The 13,570-nt window shown below is 72.4% G+C and carries 12 protein-coding genes and 1 pseudogene; 11 read left to right on the top strand and 2 right to left on the bottom strand.

Features of this window, described 5'->3' with window-relative positions; genetic code table 11:
- Positions 1-140 precede the first annotated feature (140 nt).
- The 6 genes from BN1187_RS07100 to BN1187_RS07125 all read left to right on the top strand — a co-directional run bounded on the left by BN1187_RS07100 (position 141) and on the right by BN1187_RS07125 (position 6,264).
- Positions 141-1,286: a cysteine desulfurase family protein gene (locus BN1187_RS07100; protein WP_040160466.1), complete on the top strand. Its 1,146-nt coding sequence runs from the start codon at positions 141-143 to the stop codon at positions 1,284-1,286.
- Positions 1,287-1,405: 119 nt separating this feature from the next.
- Positions 1,406-2,497 carry a tRNA 2-thiouridine(34) synthase MnmA gene (mnmA, locus tag BN1187_RS07105; RefSeq protein WP_040160468.1) on the top strand — a complete coding sequence of 364 codons (1,092 nt, stop codon included), beginning with the start codon at positions 1,406-1,408 and terminating at the stop codon, positions 2,495-2,497.
- The gene (locus BN1187_RS07110; protein ID WP_040160470.1) at positions 2,494-3,468 is read left to right on the top strand and encodes a uroporphyrinogen decarboxylase/cobalamine-independent methonine synthase family protein; all 975 of its coding nucleotides are present in this window, start codon (positions 2,494-2,496) and stop codon (positions 3,466-3,468) included. The genes mnmA and BN1187_RS07110 overlap by 4 nt, the downstream gene beginning before the upstream one ends.
- A 234-nt stretch (positions 3,469-3,702) precedes the next feature.
- Entirely contained in the window at positions 3,703-3,927 is a 225-nt protein-coding gene (locus BN1187_RS07115; RefSeq protein ID WP_040160472.1) for an NIL domain-containing protein, read from the top strand.
- Positions 3,928-3,979: 52 nt separating this feature from the next.
- Positions 3,980-6,058, top strand: a complete 2,079-nt coding sequence (ligA, locus tag BN1187_RS07120; RefSeq protein ID WP_235750629.1) for an NAD-dependent DNA ligase LigA — start codon at positions 3,980-3,982, stop codon at positions 6,056-6,058.
- Between the two features lie 5 nt (positions 6,059-6,063).
- Positions 6,064-6,264: a hypothetical protein gene (locus BN1187_RS07125; protein ID WP_052462466.1), complete on the top strand. Its 201-nt coding sequence runs from the start codon at positions 6,064-6,066 to the stop codon at positions 6,262-6,264.
- Positions 6,265-6,326: 62 nt separating this feature from the next.
- Here BN1187_RS07125 and BN1187_RS07130 read toward each other — a convergent pair whose 3' ends face one another.
- Entirely contained in the window at positions 6,327-6,947 is a 621-nt protein-coding gene (locus tag BN1187_RS07130; protein ID WP_235750683.1) for an ACT domain-containing protein, read from the bottom strand.
- Between the two features lie 134 nt (positions 6,948-7,081).
- Here BN1187_RS07130 and gatC point away from each other — a divergent pair, with 134 nt between their 5' ends.
- The 5 genes and pseudogenes from gatC to BN1187_RS07155 form a co-directional block, all read left to right on the top strand.
- Complete coding sequence (gene gatC, locus BN1187_RS07135; RefSeq protein ID WP_040160479.1) at positions 7,082-7,378, top strand: Asp-tRNA(Asn)/Glu-tRNA(Gln) amidotransferase subunit GatC; 297 nt, start codon at positions 7,082-7,084, stop codon at positions 7,376-7,378.
- Entirely contained in the window at positions 7,375-8,910 is a 1,536-nt protein-coding gene (gatA, locus tag BN1187_RS07140) for an Asp-tRNA(Asn)/Glu-tRNA(Gln) amidotransferase subunit GatA (protein WP_040160482.1), read from the top strand. The genes gatC and gatA overlap by 4 nt, the downstream gene beginning before the upstream one ends.
- Position 8,911: 1 nt before the next feature.
- A complete protein-coding gene (gene gatB, locus BN1187_RS07145) occupies positions 8,912-10,402 on the top strand; it encodes an Asp-tRNA(Asn)/Glu-tRNA(Gln) amidotransferase subunit GatB (RefSeq protein WP_040160484.1) in 1,491 nt (496 codons plus the stop codon).
- Positions 10,403-10,447: 45 nt separating this feature from the next.
- The gene (locus BN1187_RS07150) at positions 10,448-11,590 is read left to right on the top strand and encodes a carboxylate-amine ligase (protein WP_040160487.1); all 1,143 of its coding nucleotides are present in this window, start codon (positions 10,448-10,450) and stop codon (positions 11,588-11,590) included.
- A gap of 45 nt (positions 11,591-11,635) precedes the next feature.
- Positions 11,636-11,935 (top strand): annotated as a pseudogene (locus BN1187_RS07155) (alpha/beta hydrolase domain-containing protein); the annotation flags it as partial.
- A 53-nt stretch (positions 11,936-11,988) separates the two neighbouring features.
- Here BN1187_RS07155 and BN1187_RS07160 read toward each other — a convergent pair.
- Complete coding sequence (locus BN1187_RS07160) at positions 11,989-13,413, bottom strand: Nramp family divalent metal transporter (protein WP_072042011.1); 1,425 nt, start codon at positions 13,411-13,413, stop codon at positions 11,989-11,991.
- Positions 13,414-13,570: the final 157 nt, after the last annotated feature.

Consider the following 13,570-nt stretch of genomic DNA (forward strand, 5'->3'; position numbering starts at 1 on the left):
GTGCGGGGTGTGTCGCGCCTTCGGGCGAGAGCCTCTCCTGTTTCAGGGAAGACTCTAACCGTCGCGCCCAGGAGCCGCAGCACCCCTCCAGGCTGCTCGCCGGTGATGCACCATGGCAGTTCGACGAGGGCAGGAGGAAAGTGGCCGACTACCGATACTACCTTGACTACGCCGCGAGCGCTCCCTTGCGCCCCGAGGTGGGCGTGGCGATGGCAGCCGTCGCGGCACGCGCGGGTAACCCGAGTTCGCTGCACGGGTCCGGGCGCGTCGCCCGCGCGGCGCTGGAGGGTGCGCGCGAGCAGGTGGCTGCGGCCGTCGGCGCCCTGCCCGCCGAGGTGGTGTTCACCTCCGGCGGCACGGAGGCCGACAACATCGCGGTGCTGGGCGGGGTGTCCTCGGCTTGGGCACGCGAGGCGGGCCGGACTCGGCTGGTGACGACGTCCGTCGAGCACCCGGCCGTGGCCGAGGCTGCGACGACGCTGGCGGACCGCACCCGCGTCGTCGGGGTGGACGACGCCGGCCGCCTCGACGAGGGGGAGTGGATGGACGCTCTCGACGGGTCCGTGGCGGTGGCGTCGGCGATGTGGGCGAACAACGAGACCGGCGTGATCTTCGACGTGGCGTCCCTGGCGGAGGCCGCGCACCGCGCCGGGGCGTGGGCGCACAGCGACGGCGTCCAGGCGCTGGGGCACGTGCCCGTCTCGTTCGCCGACTCCGGCCTCGATCTGCTGAGCCTGTCCGCGCACAAGGTCGGCGGCCCGGTCGGGGTCGGGGCCCTGGTCGTGCGCCGCGGCCTTGAGCCGGCGCCGGTGATGTACGGCGGGGGGCAGGAGCGCAAGCTGCGCTCGGGGACCGTCTCCGTCGCGCTGGCGGTCGGGTTCGCCGCGGCCGCCGAACTGGCCGTCGCCGAGCTGGCGGCCGAGGCGTCCAGGATCGGGGGGTTGCGGGAGCGCGTCGTCGCGGCGATCTCGGGCATCGAGGGGGCGCGCGTCAACGGAGAGGGGACGTCCCCGGCGATCTGCAACGCGACCTTCGCCGGGCTCCGCGCCGACGACCTGCTGCTCATGCTGGACGCCGCCGGCGTCGACTGCTCCACCGGCTCGGCCTGCACCGCCGGCGTCCACCGGCCCAGCGAGGTGCTGCTGGCGATGGGCCGCAGCGAGGCCGACGCGTCGGCGTCCGTGCGATTCTCGTTCGGCTGGGCCACGACCGACGACGACGTCGAGGCGCTGGTCGGCGCGTTGCCGGACGCCGTGGGGCGCGCGCGGGCCGCGTACGCCTGGTAACGGCGCAGCCCCGCGGACGGCCCCTCGCCTAGACTGGCGCATCGGTCGGGCGGGGCACTGCCGCGACCGGGAGATCAAGGCTGGGCCGTCGAGGCGGCCGCGAAGAGAAGGGGAAGCCGATGCGGGTGCTGGTCGCGATGTCGGGCGGGGTCGATTCCGCGGTGGCGGCCGCGCGGATGGTCGACGCGGGCCACGACGTCACGGGAGTCCACCTGGCGCTGAGCAAGAACCCGCAGTCGTTCCGCACCGGAGCGCGCGGCTGCTGCTCGCTGGAGGACTCCCACGACGCGCGCCGCGCCGCCGACATGCTCGGCATCCCGTTCTACGTGTGGGACCTCTCCGACCGGTTCAAGGCCGACGTCGTCGACGACTTCCTCGCCGAGTACGAGGCCGGGCGCACGCCCAACCCGTGCCTGCGCTGCAACGAGAAGATCAAGTTCGCCGCGGTGCTGGAGCGCGGCGTCGCGCTGGGCTTCGACGCCATCGCCACGGGCCACTACGCGAGGGTGACGCGCGTCGGCGACGAGGTGCAGCTGCGCCGCGCGACCGATGCGGCCAAGGACCAGAGCTACGTGCTGGGCGTCCTCAACCAGGAGCAGTTGCGCCGCTCGCTGTTCCCGCTGGCGGGCACCGAGAAGCCACAGGTGCGCGCCGAGGCCGCCGAGCGCGGGCTCTACGTGGCGAAGAAGCCCGACAGCCACGACATCTGCTTCATCCCCGACGGCGACACCGCCGGCTACCTCAACCGCCACCTCGGCGAGGCCGACGGCGACATCGTCGACGAGTCCGGGGCCGTCGTCGGGCGCCACACCGGCAGCCACCAGTTCACGGTGGGGCAGCGGCGCGGGCTGCGGCTGGGCACGCCCGCCGCGGACGGCCAGCCCCGCTACGTGCTGGGCATCTCGCCGGTGGCGAACACGGTGACCGTCGGCCCGCGGGAGTCGCTGACGGTGCGGTCGATGGAGTGCATCCGGCCGACCTGGACGGGCAGCGCCCGCTCCGGCTCGTGGCGTGGCCTGGTGCAGGTGCGCGCCCACGGCGCCGCGATGCCGGCCTCGATCACCGCCGACGGCGACCGCGTCCGCGTCGAGCTGGACGAACCCGCCCACGGCATCGCGCCCGGCCAGGCCGCCGTGCACTACGAGGGCGACCTGGTGATCGGGGCGGCCACCATCGCGGCGACCGAGGGTGCCGGGCGGGCGGCCGCGTGAGCGGCGTCGCCGCGCTCGGCTCGCTGCCGGGCACGGACGCCGGGGCCGCCGTCCGGCTGATGTTCGAGGCGACGCCCGACCTTCCGTGCCTGCCCGAGCTGCCCGCGCGCGGCCCGTGGGCCGGGATGATCGGCCGTTCGTGCGCGCTGCTCTCCGGCCTGGCCACCGAACTCAGCGCCGGACAGTGGAAGCTCGCCCCGACCGCCGGCATCGACGCCCGCCGCGCCCGGGCCACCCTGCGCGACGACCTCGACGTCCTCGAAGAGAACGCCCAAGGCTACGAGGGCCCCTTCAAGATCCAGGTCGCGGGGCCGTGGACGCTCGCCGCGGCCCTGTTCCGGCCGCTCGGCGGGCGCGTCCTGGGCGACCGCGGCGCCCGGCGCGACGTCGGCCAGTCGCTTGCCGCCGGGGTGGCGGACCTGCTCGGCGAGCTGCGCCGCCGGCTGCCGGGGCTGGACGTCCGGCTGCAGGTCGACGAGCCGTCCCTGCCCGCCGTCCTGACCGGAGCCGTCCCGACCGAGGGCGGCTACTTTCGGCACCGCCGTGTGGAGGCGCCCGAGGTGGCCGAGACCCTCGCCGCGTTCGGCGCGCTGACCCCGGGATCCGTGGCGCACTGCTGTGCGGCGGGCGTCCCGGTGGAATTGCTGACCCACCCCGGGCGCGACGGAGCGGGCTTCGCCGGCATCAGCCTGGACGCCGCGCTCGTCGGCGACCTCGACCCGATCGCGGACGCCGTCGAGCGGGGGATCGACCTGTTCTGGGGCGTCACCTCCGCGCCGGAGCCCGCGAACGCGCTGACCGGCCGGGTGCTGGCGGAGCTGCGCCCGCTGGAGCTGGGAGAGACGCTGGCCGACCGGCTCTGGCTGACGCCCTCGTGTGGGTTGGCGGGGCTCTCCGCGCCGGACGTCACCCGCGTCCTCTCCGCGCTGCGCACCGCGTCCGACGAGGTGCAGGACGCGCTGCGGAGCTGAGTCCTGGACGAAAGTTCCGTCTCATCGGCGGGTCGGCCAGTGGCGTGAGCTTCGGCCAGCGCCTAGAGTCGGGCCCATGCAGAGGACAGGCGGAGCGACGTTCGTGTCGTCCGCCGTGCCCCTGGGCTGTTGTCGGTGTTGTCGCTGGAGCGACGCTCGCCTCTGACACGCCCGGACGGGTTGTGCGGGGTGAGCCCATCACCCACCACACCACCCACAGTCCAGGAGCACGTCATGACCACCTCTCTCGTCTTCGTCGGCGCCCACGACGGCCGCGCCACCCTCTCCCAGCTCGTCCACGACCTCGGATTGAGGGTGGAGTTCATCGCCGAGCAGCGCCGTCGGATGGAGTTCTGGCTCGTCTCGGTCGTCACGGTTCAGTTGGACGGCGACGCCGAGCAGCTCGCCGAGGCCGGACGCTGGATCGCCCGCCGCGGCATCCTCACACTGGCCGCCTGATCCGGCTGCCCCCGGGCGAGGATTGTCCGTCCCGGTTGGTAGTTTGCTCCGCGTGAGCGACGAGTTGGACATGACCCCCCAGGACGCGGCGGGCGAGGCGGACCGCAAGCGGCATCTGGAGCTGTCGGAGGAGATCCGGGCGCACCGGGCCCGCTACTACATCGACGACGCGCCGATCATCAGCGACGGCGAGTTCGACGCCTTGATGAACGAGCTCATCGATCTCGAGCGACGCCATCCCGAGCTGATCTCGCCCGATTCGCCGACCCAGCAGGTCGGCGGCGAGCGTGCCGCCACATTCGCTCCCGTCGTGCACCGGGTGCCGCTGATGAGCCTCGACAACGCGTTCTCCTTCGACGACGTCCGCCGCTGGGCGGCCCGCCTCGGCCCGGAGCTGCCCGAGCTGTTGTGCGAGGTGAAGATCGACGGGCTCGCGCTCGACCTGGTCTACGAGAACCGCCGCCTGGTCAGCGCCGCGACCCGCGGCGACGGCCGCGTCGGCGAGGACGTCACGGCGAACGTCCGCACGATCAAGGCGATCCCGCGCACGCTCCCGGCGGACGCCCCCGACGTCGTCGAGGTCCGCGGCGAGGTGTTCATGCACCCCGACGACTTCCTGAAGCTCAACGAGGGGCTCACCGCCGCCGGCAAGCCGGCGTTCGCGAACCCGCGCAATTCGGCGGCGGGCTCGCTGCGGCAGAAGGACAGCCGGGTCACGGCGTCCCGCAACCTCGACTTCCTGTGCCACGGGTTGGGCGAGCTGTCGGGGCAGCGGCCGGCGCGGCAATCCGAGTGCTACGACCTGATCAAGGGCTGGGGCCTGCCGGTCAGCAGCCACAACACGGTAGTGCACACGCTCGAGGAGGCGTTCGAGCGCATCGACTACCTCGGCGAGCACCGCCACGACCTCGAGCACGAGATGGACGGCGCCGTCCTCAAGGTCAACGACCTCGCCCGGCAGGAGGAGCTGGGGTACACCTCGCGCGCCCCGCGCTGGGCCATCGCCTTCAAGTACCCGCCCGAGGAGGTCACGACGACGCTGCTCGACATCCGCGTCAACGTGGGCCGCACCGGGCGCGTGACCCCGTACGCGGTGATGGAGCCGGTGAAAGTGGCCGGCTCGACCGTCGAGCAGGCAACGCTGCACAACGCGTTCGAAGTGACGCGCAAGAACGTCCTGATCGGCGACACGGTGATCCTGCGCAAGGCGGGGGACGTGATCCCCGAGGTGCTCGGCCCGGTGCTCCCGCTGCGTCCCGCCGACGCCCGCCCGTTCGTCATGCCGACCACCTGCCCGGCCTGCGGCACGGAGCTCGCCTACGAGCGCGAGGGCGAGAAGGACCTGCGCTGCCCCAACCAGCGCTCCTGCCCGGCGCAGCTGCGGGAGCGGCTGTTCCACGTGGCGTCCCGGCAGGCGCTCGACATCGAGACGCTCGGCTACCAGGCCGCGGACGCCCTGCTCTCGGCCGGGTTGCTGGCCGACGAGGGCGACCTGTTCGACCTGACCGAAGAACAGCTGCTGACCGCCCCGTTCTTCCGGACGAACGCGGGCAGGCTCAAGGCCAACGGCGCCAAGCTGCTGGAGAACATCGAGCAGGCCAAGTCTCGCCCGTGGACGCGGTTCCTGGTCGCTCTGTCGATCCGGCACGTGGGCAAGGGCGTCGCGCCCGACGTCGCCGCCGCCTTCCCCAGCGTGGACGCCCTCGCCGCCGCCTCGCAGGAGGAGCTGTCGGCCGTCGACGGCATCGGGCCGATCGTGGCGGCGGCGATCGTGGAGTGGTTCACGGTCGACTGGCACCGCGAGATCGTCCGCAAGTGGCAGGACGCCGGGGCGGAGCTGTCCGACCCCGCGCCCGAGGCGTCCGAGGAGCCGCAGACGCTGGACGGGTTGACCGTCGTCGTCACGGGGGCGGTGCCGGGCTACACGCGCGACTCCGCGAACGATGCCGTCGTGGCGCGCGGCGGCAAGGCGGCCGGGTCGGTGTCGAAGAAGACGTCCGTGCTGGTGGCGGGGGAGTCGTCGGGCTCGAAGGTGGCGAAAGCCGAAGACCTCGGCGTCCCGATCCTGCCCGCGGAGCGGTTCGGTGAGTTGCTGGCCCGGGGAGCCGAGCTGCTGGCCGAGCTAGGCTGACCGCCGTGGACGGACTCGACAGCGACCTCGACCTGAACGGCCAGGCGTCTCCGCGCGTCCTGCCGCAGATCGGCGAGTGGGGCGCCACGGGCGTCCCGACGACGTCGGCCAAGCTGCGCCAGGTGTGGCTGACCGTGATCGTCCTCGTCGCCGTCGTCGTCGCGCTCGTCTGTCTGGGTTTCTTCGCCTGGACGCAACTGCGCTGATCGAACCCCGCGGAGTCAGCCGCGGCCTGGCCCGATCGGGCGCTACGCCCGTCGGGACGGCGTCAGCTGACGTTGGTCAGCGCGGCCAGGTGGCTCAGGCGGGCGAGCTCCGACTTCAGGAACTCGGGGCCGCCGTTGCGGCCCAGCACCACCGAGTGCGCGCCGTAGCGCACCGGGGCGATCGCCAGCAGCGTGTCGTTCCAGTGGGGCAACCAGCCGTCGGGCAACTCGCGCGCGCTGAGCGTGGTGAGGTCACCCAGCACGTCCACCTGCTCGTCCGTCAGGTCGGGCGCCAACTCGGAGCGATGCAGGACGGTGCCGCGGTCGCGGTCGACCATCAGCGCCCACGTCACGTGGAACGTCTGCGGCGCCGCGTCGACGAGGATCCGCTCGGCCTCGCCCGGGTGCTCGCTCATGTCGTTCAGCACGTCGACGTCGGCCAGGAGGCCCCACGTCTCCGGGTAGTACGACAGCCAGAGCACCTCGACATCGGGGATGTTGCGGCACGCGGTCACCAGGCTGTCGGCGAGCGCGCCCGCCGGCAGGTGCAGCATGAAGTCGTCGATGGCGTAGCCCTCGAACTTCTCCACGATCTCCACCGCGACGATGTCGGCCGATACCGTGCCCAGGGCGCTCGCGACCGCCCCGAGGGAACCGGGACGGTCGGGCAGCGCGACACGCATCAAGAACACTTCACCAGTCTTGCCCAGTCCCCACCGGGATCGTCAAACCGACCACGACGTAGGACATCGTCGCCGGGACGCCTCGGCGCGGGCCCTAGGATGGGTCGAGCCTTCGATCGACAAGGAGCACAACCGTGGCTTTGAGCCCCACCGATGTCGCGCGGCTGGCAGGCCTCGCGCGCATCCACCTCACGGCCGAGGAGTTGGAGCGCATGGCGCCCCAGCTCGACGTCATCCTCGACGCCGTCGCCGAGGTCTCGCAGGTCGCGACCCACGACGTCCCGCCGATGTCGCACGCGCTGCCGCTGACCAACGTGTTCCGCGCCGACGAGGTGCGGCCCAGCCTGAGCGCCGAGGCCGTCCTCGCGGCGGCGCCGGACGTCGAGGAGAACCGCTTCCGCGTTCCGCGGATCCTGGGGGAGGGCGCATGAACCGGCTGGAGATCCTGCGGGCCACCGCCGCTGAGCTGGGCGCGGCGATCGCGGCCCGCACCGTGACGTCGGTGGAGGTCACGCGCGCTTTCCTCGACCAGATCGAGGCCGTCGACGGTCGGGTCCACGCCTTCCTGCACGTGGACGCCGCGGGCGCGCTCGCCCAGGCTGCCGCGATCGACGAGCGGCTGGACGGCGGGGAGAAGCTCGGCCCGCTGGCCGGCGTCCCGCTCGCGCTGAAGGACATCTTCTGCCAGGAGGGGATCCCGACCACGGCCGGGTCGAAGACGCTGGAGGGCTGGCGTCCGCCCTACGACGCGACCGTCACGCGCCGGTTGCAGGAGGCCGGCATCGTCATCCTCGGCAAGACCAACATGGACGAGTTCGCGATGGGCAGCTCGACCGAGAACTCCGCCTACGGTCCCACGCACAACCCGTGGGACCTCGACCGCATCCCCGGCGGATCCGGCGGCGGCTCCGCGGCGTCCCTGGCGGCGTTCGAGGCGCCGTTGGCGATGGGCACCGACACCGGAGGCTCCATCCGCCAGCCCGGCGCCGTCACGGGCACTGTCGGGGTGAAGCCGACCTACGGCGGGACGTCGCGCTACGGCGTCATCGCCATGGCGTCCAGCCTCGACCAGCCCGGACCGTGCGCGCGCACGGTCCTCGACGCCGCGCTGCTGCACGAGGTGATCGCCGGGCACGACCCGGCCGACTCGACGTCCATCGACGCCCCGGTGCCGCCGGTCGTCGAGGCGGCGCGGTCCGGCGACGTGACGGGCCTGCGCATCGGCATCGTGACCGAGCTCGGCGGCGAGGGCTACGCGCCCGGGGTCGAGCAGCGGTTCCGCGAGGCGCTCGACCTGCTGCGCGAGGCGGGCGCCGAGATCGTCGAGGTGTCGTGCCCGCACTTTCGCTACGCGCTGGGTGCCTACTACCTGATCATGCCGAGCGAGGTCTCTAGTAACCTGGCCCGCTACGACGCCATGCGCTACGGCCTGCGCGTCGGCGACGACGGCGCGCGCAGCACCGAAGAGGTGATGAGCCTGTCCCGGGCGGCCGGCTTCGGGGACGAGGTGAAGCGCCGCATCATGCTCGGCACGTACGCGCTGAGCTCGGGCTATTACGACGCCTACTACGGGTCGGCGCAACGCGTCCGCACGCTCATCGACCAGGACTTCGACGCCGCGTTCCAGGACGTGGACGTGCTCGTCTCGCCGGCCACGCCCACCACGGCGTTCAAGCTGGGCGAGCGGGTCGCCGACCCGCTCGCGATGTACAAGTCCGACCTGTGCACGATCCCGTCGAACATGGCGGGCAACGCGGCCGGGTCGTTCCCCTGCGGGCTGGCGCCCGAGGACGGCCTTCCGGTCGGCTTCCAGGTCATGGCCCCGCCGCTGGCCGACGATCGGGTCTACCGGGTCGGCGCGGCGCTCGAGCGCAAGCTCGCCGAGCGCTGGGGAACGGGGACGCTCACCGACCAACTGGCGGACGGCGAAGCCGGCGCCTACCTGAACCTGAAGGAGGCCTGACATGGACGAGGTCCTCGACTACGACGACGTGATGGCCGACTACGACGCCGTGCTCGGACTGGAGGTGCACGTCGAGCTGAACACCGCGTCCAAGATGTGGTGTGGCTGCACGACAGCCTTCGGCGGCGAGCCGAACACCCACACCTGCCCGGTGTGCCTGGGGCTGCCGGGCTCGCTGCCGGTGGTGAACGGCAAGGCCGTCGAGTCGGCGATCCGCATCGGGCTCGCGCTCAACTGCGAGATCGCCGAGTGGTGCCGGTTCGCGCGGAAGAACTACTTCTACCCGGACATGCCGAAGGACTACCAGATCTCCCAGTACGACGAGCCGCTGTGCTTCGACGGGCACGTCGACGTCGAGGTGGACGGACAGACGTACCGCATCGACATCGAGCGCGTGCACATGGAGGAGGACGCCGGCAAGCTGACGCACGTCGGCGGCGCCACCGGACGCATCCAGGGCGCCGACCACTCGTTGCTCGACTACAACCGGGCGGGCGTCCCGCTGATGGAGATCGTCACGAAGCCGGTGCGCGGGCTGGGCGACAAGGCGCCCGAGGTCGGCCGGGCCTACATGGCGCTGCTGCGCGACCTGATGCGGGCGCTCGACGTCTCCGAGGCGCGGATGGAGCGCGGCAACATGCGCTGCGACGCCAACGTGTCGCTGATGCCGAAGGGCGCCGCTGAGCTCGGGACGCGCACTGAGACGAAGAACGTGAACTCGCTCCGCTCGGTGGAGAACGCGCTGCGCTACGAGATCCGCCGCCAGGGCGCGGTTCTGGCCTCCGGGGGGCGGGTCAAGCAGGAGACGCGCATGTGGCAGGAGGACGGCGGCGTCACCACGGCCGGGCGATCCAAGGAGCAGGCCGAGGACTACCGCTACTTCCCTGAGCCCGACCTCGTGCCGGTCGCGCCGAGCCGCGAATGGGTCGAGGAGCTGCGTGCGTCGTTGCCCGAGCCGCCCGCCCAGCGACGCGAGCGCCTGGCCGGCGAGTGGGGCTTCAGCGAACTGGAGATGCGCGACGCGGACGCCGCAGGGGCCATCGACCTCATCGAGGCCACCGTCGCCGCGGGGACGACGCCCCAGGCCGCCCGCAAGTGGTGGCTGGGCGAGTTGGCGCGGCGCGCGAACGAGTCGGGCCTCGAGCTGGACGAGGTCGCGATGGCGCCGGCGCAGGTCGCTGAGCTGCAGAGGCTGCTGGACGCCAAGACGATCAACGACGGGCTGGCCCGCAAGGTGATCGAGGGCGTCCTGGCGGGCGAGGGTTCCCCGGCCGAGGTCGTGGACGCCCGCGGTCTGGCGATCGTCTCCGACGACGGTGCGCTGGCCGAGGCGGTCGATCGCGCGCTGGCGGCCAACGCGGACGCCGCCGCGAAGGTGCGCGACGGCAAGGTTCAGGCGGTCGGCGCCCTCATCGGCGCGGTCATGCGCGAGATGAAGGGCAAGGCCGACGCGGCGGCCGTCCGCGAGCTCATCATGACCAAGCTGGGCTGATCTACCCGCGACGCCACGGCGCCGCGCCGAGGGGGAGGGGTGCGCATGGACCGATCCGTGGGCATCGAGGAGGAACTTCTGCTGGTTGACCCGGCGAGCGGCGCGCTGGTGCCCGCCGGCGGCCGGGCCCTGCGGCGGCACGTCGCCCGCACCGGCGACGTTGAGGGCTCCGACGTGACCAAGGAACTGTTCCTGCCGATGATCGAGACCGGCACGGACCCGTGCCACACGCGCGCCGAACTGCTCGCCGACCTCGTCCGGGTGCGCGGGCTGGCGCTGCGGGCCGCCGAGGAGGCGGGCGCCGCGCTGGTGGCGTCCGGGACCCCGGTGATCGAGCGGGCCGGACGGAGGATGACCCCCGACGAGCGCTACCGGCGGATGGAGGCCGAGTACGGCCGCATCGCCCGGGACGCGCTGACCTGCGGCACGCATGTGCATGTCGAGGTGGGCGATGACTTCGACCTGGCCGTCGCCGTGCTCGACCGGCTGCGTCCGTGGTTGCCGGTGCTGGTCGCGCTCGCGGCGAACTCGCCGTTCTGGGGCGGCGGCGACACCGGGCACGCGAGCTTCCGGTCCCAGGTGTGGCGTCGCTGGCCGACGGCGGGCCAGGCCGAGCCGTACGGCGATGCCGCCGGCTACCGGGCCGCCACGCAGGCCCTGCTCGACGCGGGCGCCGGCCTCGACCCCGGGATGCTCTACCTGGACGCCCGCCTGGCCGCCGGCCTGCCGACCGTGGAGATCCGCGTCGCGGACGTCTGCCTCGACCTGCGCGACACCCTCACCGTGGCGGTGCTGTGCCGTGGCCTGGTGGACGCCGCCGTCGCCGACCTGCACGCCGGACGTCCCGTGCCGGACGTGCGCTCGGACCTGCTGCACGCCGCGCACTGGCGCGCCGGCCGCTACGGGCTCGGCGGCGAACTGGTGCATCCGGTGACCGGACGGTTGGCGTCCGCGCGCGATGTGCTGGGGGCGACCCTCGACCGGGTGCGCGACCACCTCGCGCCGGGGGACGCCGACTGGCTCCGGTCCTCGCTCGATCGCGTCCTGGCCGACGGCACCGGGGCGGACGCGCAGCGTGCCGCCGCCGCGTCCGCTTCGGGTGACCTCAGCGCCGTGGTGCGGGTGCTGGCCGAGCGCACCCGCGTCCTCAGCTGGCCGACAGAAGCTCCCGCCGCCCCATCAGCGTGACGCCGCAGGAGTGGAGATAGTCGGCGAAGGCCGGGTTCATCAACAAGCGGGATCCGGCTGGGGCTGCTGGAGAATCCGCTGGCTGATTTCTCGGCCGCCGATCCGATCAATGCCGTGTTCGGGGCGATGGCGCTCCGCCCGGCGGACGCGGCCACCCGGCGGTACGGCTCGCGGGAGGCGTACCAGGCCGCCTGCGACGCGGTCGACGACGCGCTCGAAGAGGCGGGTTACCTGGAGCCGACCGGGCGCCGCCTGCTGCACGCCGTCGAGGACGAACTCTGGGATCGCGCCGTCCTCGGCGCGCCGGCTCCCCAGGCCACCCCGCAGGAACCGCTCCATTTCTGACGGGGCGCCCCCGGCCGATCCGCCCTCCAGGGACGGAACAAGGGGAGCGGGGCCTAGCCCCCGATCGCCTTCATCAACTCTCCGTACAGCGAGTACACGCCGACGGCGAAGATCGCGATCGCGGAGACGATCAGGATCGCCTGGAATCCCATGCCGTCCCGCACCGCCGGGTCGGTTTCCGCGCGCTGCAGGTACAGCGTCGAGATGGCCAAGCCCATCAGGAAGACGGCGTTCAGGATGCCGGCGATGATCACCAACTGCAGCGGCGAGCGCACCACCGTGCCGAGGATCGCCCACGAGAGCGGCAGCACGATCATGATCACGCGCATCCAGCGGTCGCGGACGGGCTTGTCCGTCCAGTCGAACGCGCCGAAGACCGACAGCGTGTTGGCGGTCTGGCGTCCGAGGCTCGGGACGTTCGCCAGGATCGTCTTGAACAGCGCGACGCCCGCGCCCAGCAGGAACACGACCGCCCCCCACTCGCCGACCACGGTGGAGAAGATCGACGCGATCGTCGTCATCACGGCGTTGCCCTCGGGCTCCAGGCCTTGAGGGTTGAGCACGGCGGCGCCCAGCATGTAGAAGGCGGCGGTGGAGATCGTGTAGACGATCCAGGAGACCCAGGCGTCCATCTTCATGACGCGGATCCAGCCGCGCGCGCGGGCGCGCCAGGCGTCCGAGCCGTCGTTCGGGCCCGACCAGGCGGCGTAGCCCTTCTCGACGCACCAGTAGGTGTACGCGGTGATCTCGCCCGCGCCGACGCCGGTCATGCCGAACATCGACAGCGCGACGCCGAGAGCGCCGGCGGCGATCTGGAAGCGCAGCCCGTCCCCGACGTCGCCGAACGTCCAGGCGAACGGGGTGCCCTGCAGCAGGAAGACGACCACGACGGCGAAGGCGGTGACCAGCACGACCAGCACGGTGGAGATGTTCTCCAGCACGGCGTAGCTGTTCGTCAGGTGGACGCCGATGGCGATCGCGGCCAGGAGGCCCACCCAGACTCCGATCGACAGCAGCGAATACGGGTCGCCGCCGATCGGGAACAGGGTCGAGAAGGCGAACGCGCTGGCGCTGATCACGCCGGCCTGCCCCATGAGGAACTGCAGGAACATGAGCAGCACCAGCCACGCCATCCAGCCGCGACCGGCGATGCGGGGCGGGACCCGGTTGTAGCCGGTGATCGCCGGCTGCCCGGTCGAGATCGACCAGCGCGCCAGCTCGATCTGCACCCACACCTTCACGAAGGTCGAGACGAAGACGAGCCAGAAGAGCATGAACCCCACGCGGGCGCCGAGCGTCGTGGCGGTCAGCAGCTCGCCCGACCCGACGACGGCCGCGCTGGTGATCATCCCCGGGCCGAGGAACTTCAGCGATCCGGCAAGGCTCGTCGGTGGCTCCTGGATGTTCGCCGGATCCAGGACGTAGGGGTCCTTGTCCTGGGCGAACGTGCGTTCGGGGTAGTCGGTCGCGTTCGACATGGCGCTCCTGCACGGCGGTGTGTGGGTCGAGGGTGGATCCGGCTCGCGAACCGAGCGGTGTCGCTCGCTCCGGGACCCGGGGTGAGGGCACTGTAACGCTGATCTAACAGTGCGGGTGGCGGGTTGGAAGAGTCCGGCAAGGCCCTGACCCGCGCGT

Source organism: Nigerium massiliense (assembly GCF_000826085.1).
Lineage (GTDB): Bacteria > Actinomycetota > Actinomycetes > Propionibacteriales > Propionibacteriaceae > Propioniciclava > Propioniciclava massiliense.

Excerpts from the sequence above, each read along its gene's own strand:
- mnmA (WP_040160468.1), top strand. The coding sequence starts at position 1,406 with ATGCGGGTGCTGGTCGCGATGTCGGGCGGGGTCGATTCCGCGGTGGCG.
- BN1187_RS07115 (WP_040160472.1), top strand. The coding sequence starts at position 3,703 with ATGACCACCTCTCTCGTCTTCGTCGGCGCCCACGACGGCCGCGCCACC.
- BN1187_RS07130 (WP_235750683.1), bottom strand. The coding sequence starts at position 6,947 with ATGCGTGTCGCGCTGCCCGACCGTCCCGGTTCCCTCGGGGCGGTCGCG.
- gatA (WP_040160482.1), top strand. The coding sequence starts at position 7,375 with ATGAACCGGCTGGAGATCCTGCGGGCCACCGCCGCTGAGCTGGGCGCG.
- gatB (WP_040160484.1), top strand. The coding sequence starts at position 8,912 with ATGGACGAGGTCCTCGACTACGACGACGTGATGGCCGACTACGACGCC.
- BN1187_RS07150 (WP_040160487.1), top strand. The coding sequence starts at position 10,448 with ATGGACCGATCCGTGGGCATCGAGGAGGAACTTCTGCTGGTTGACCCG.
- BN1187_RS07160 (WP_072042011.1), bottom strand. The coding sequence starts at position 13,413 with ATGTCGAACGCGACCGACTACCCCGAACGCACGTTCGCCCAGGACAAG.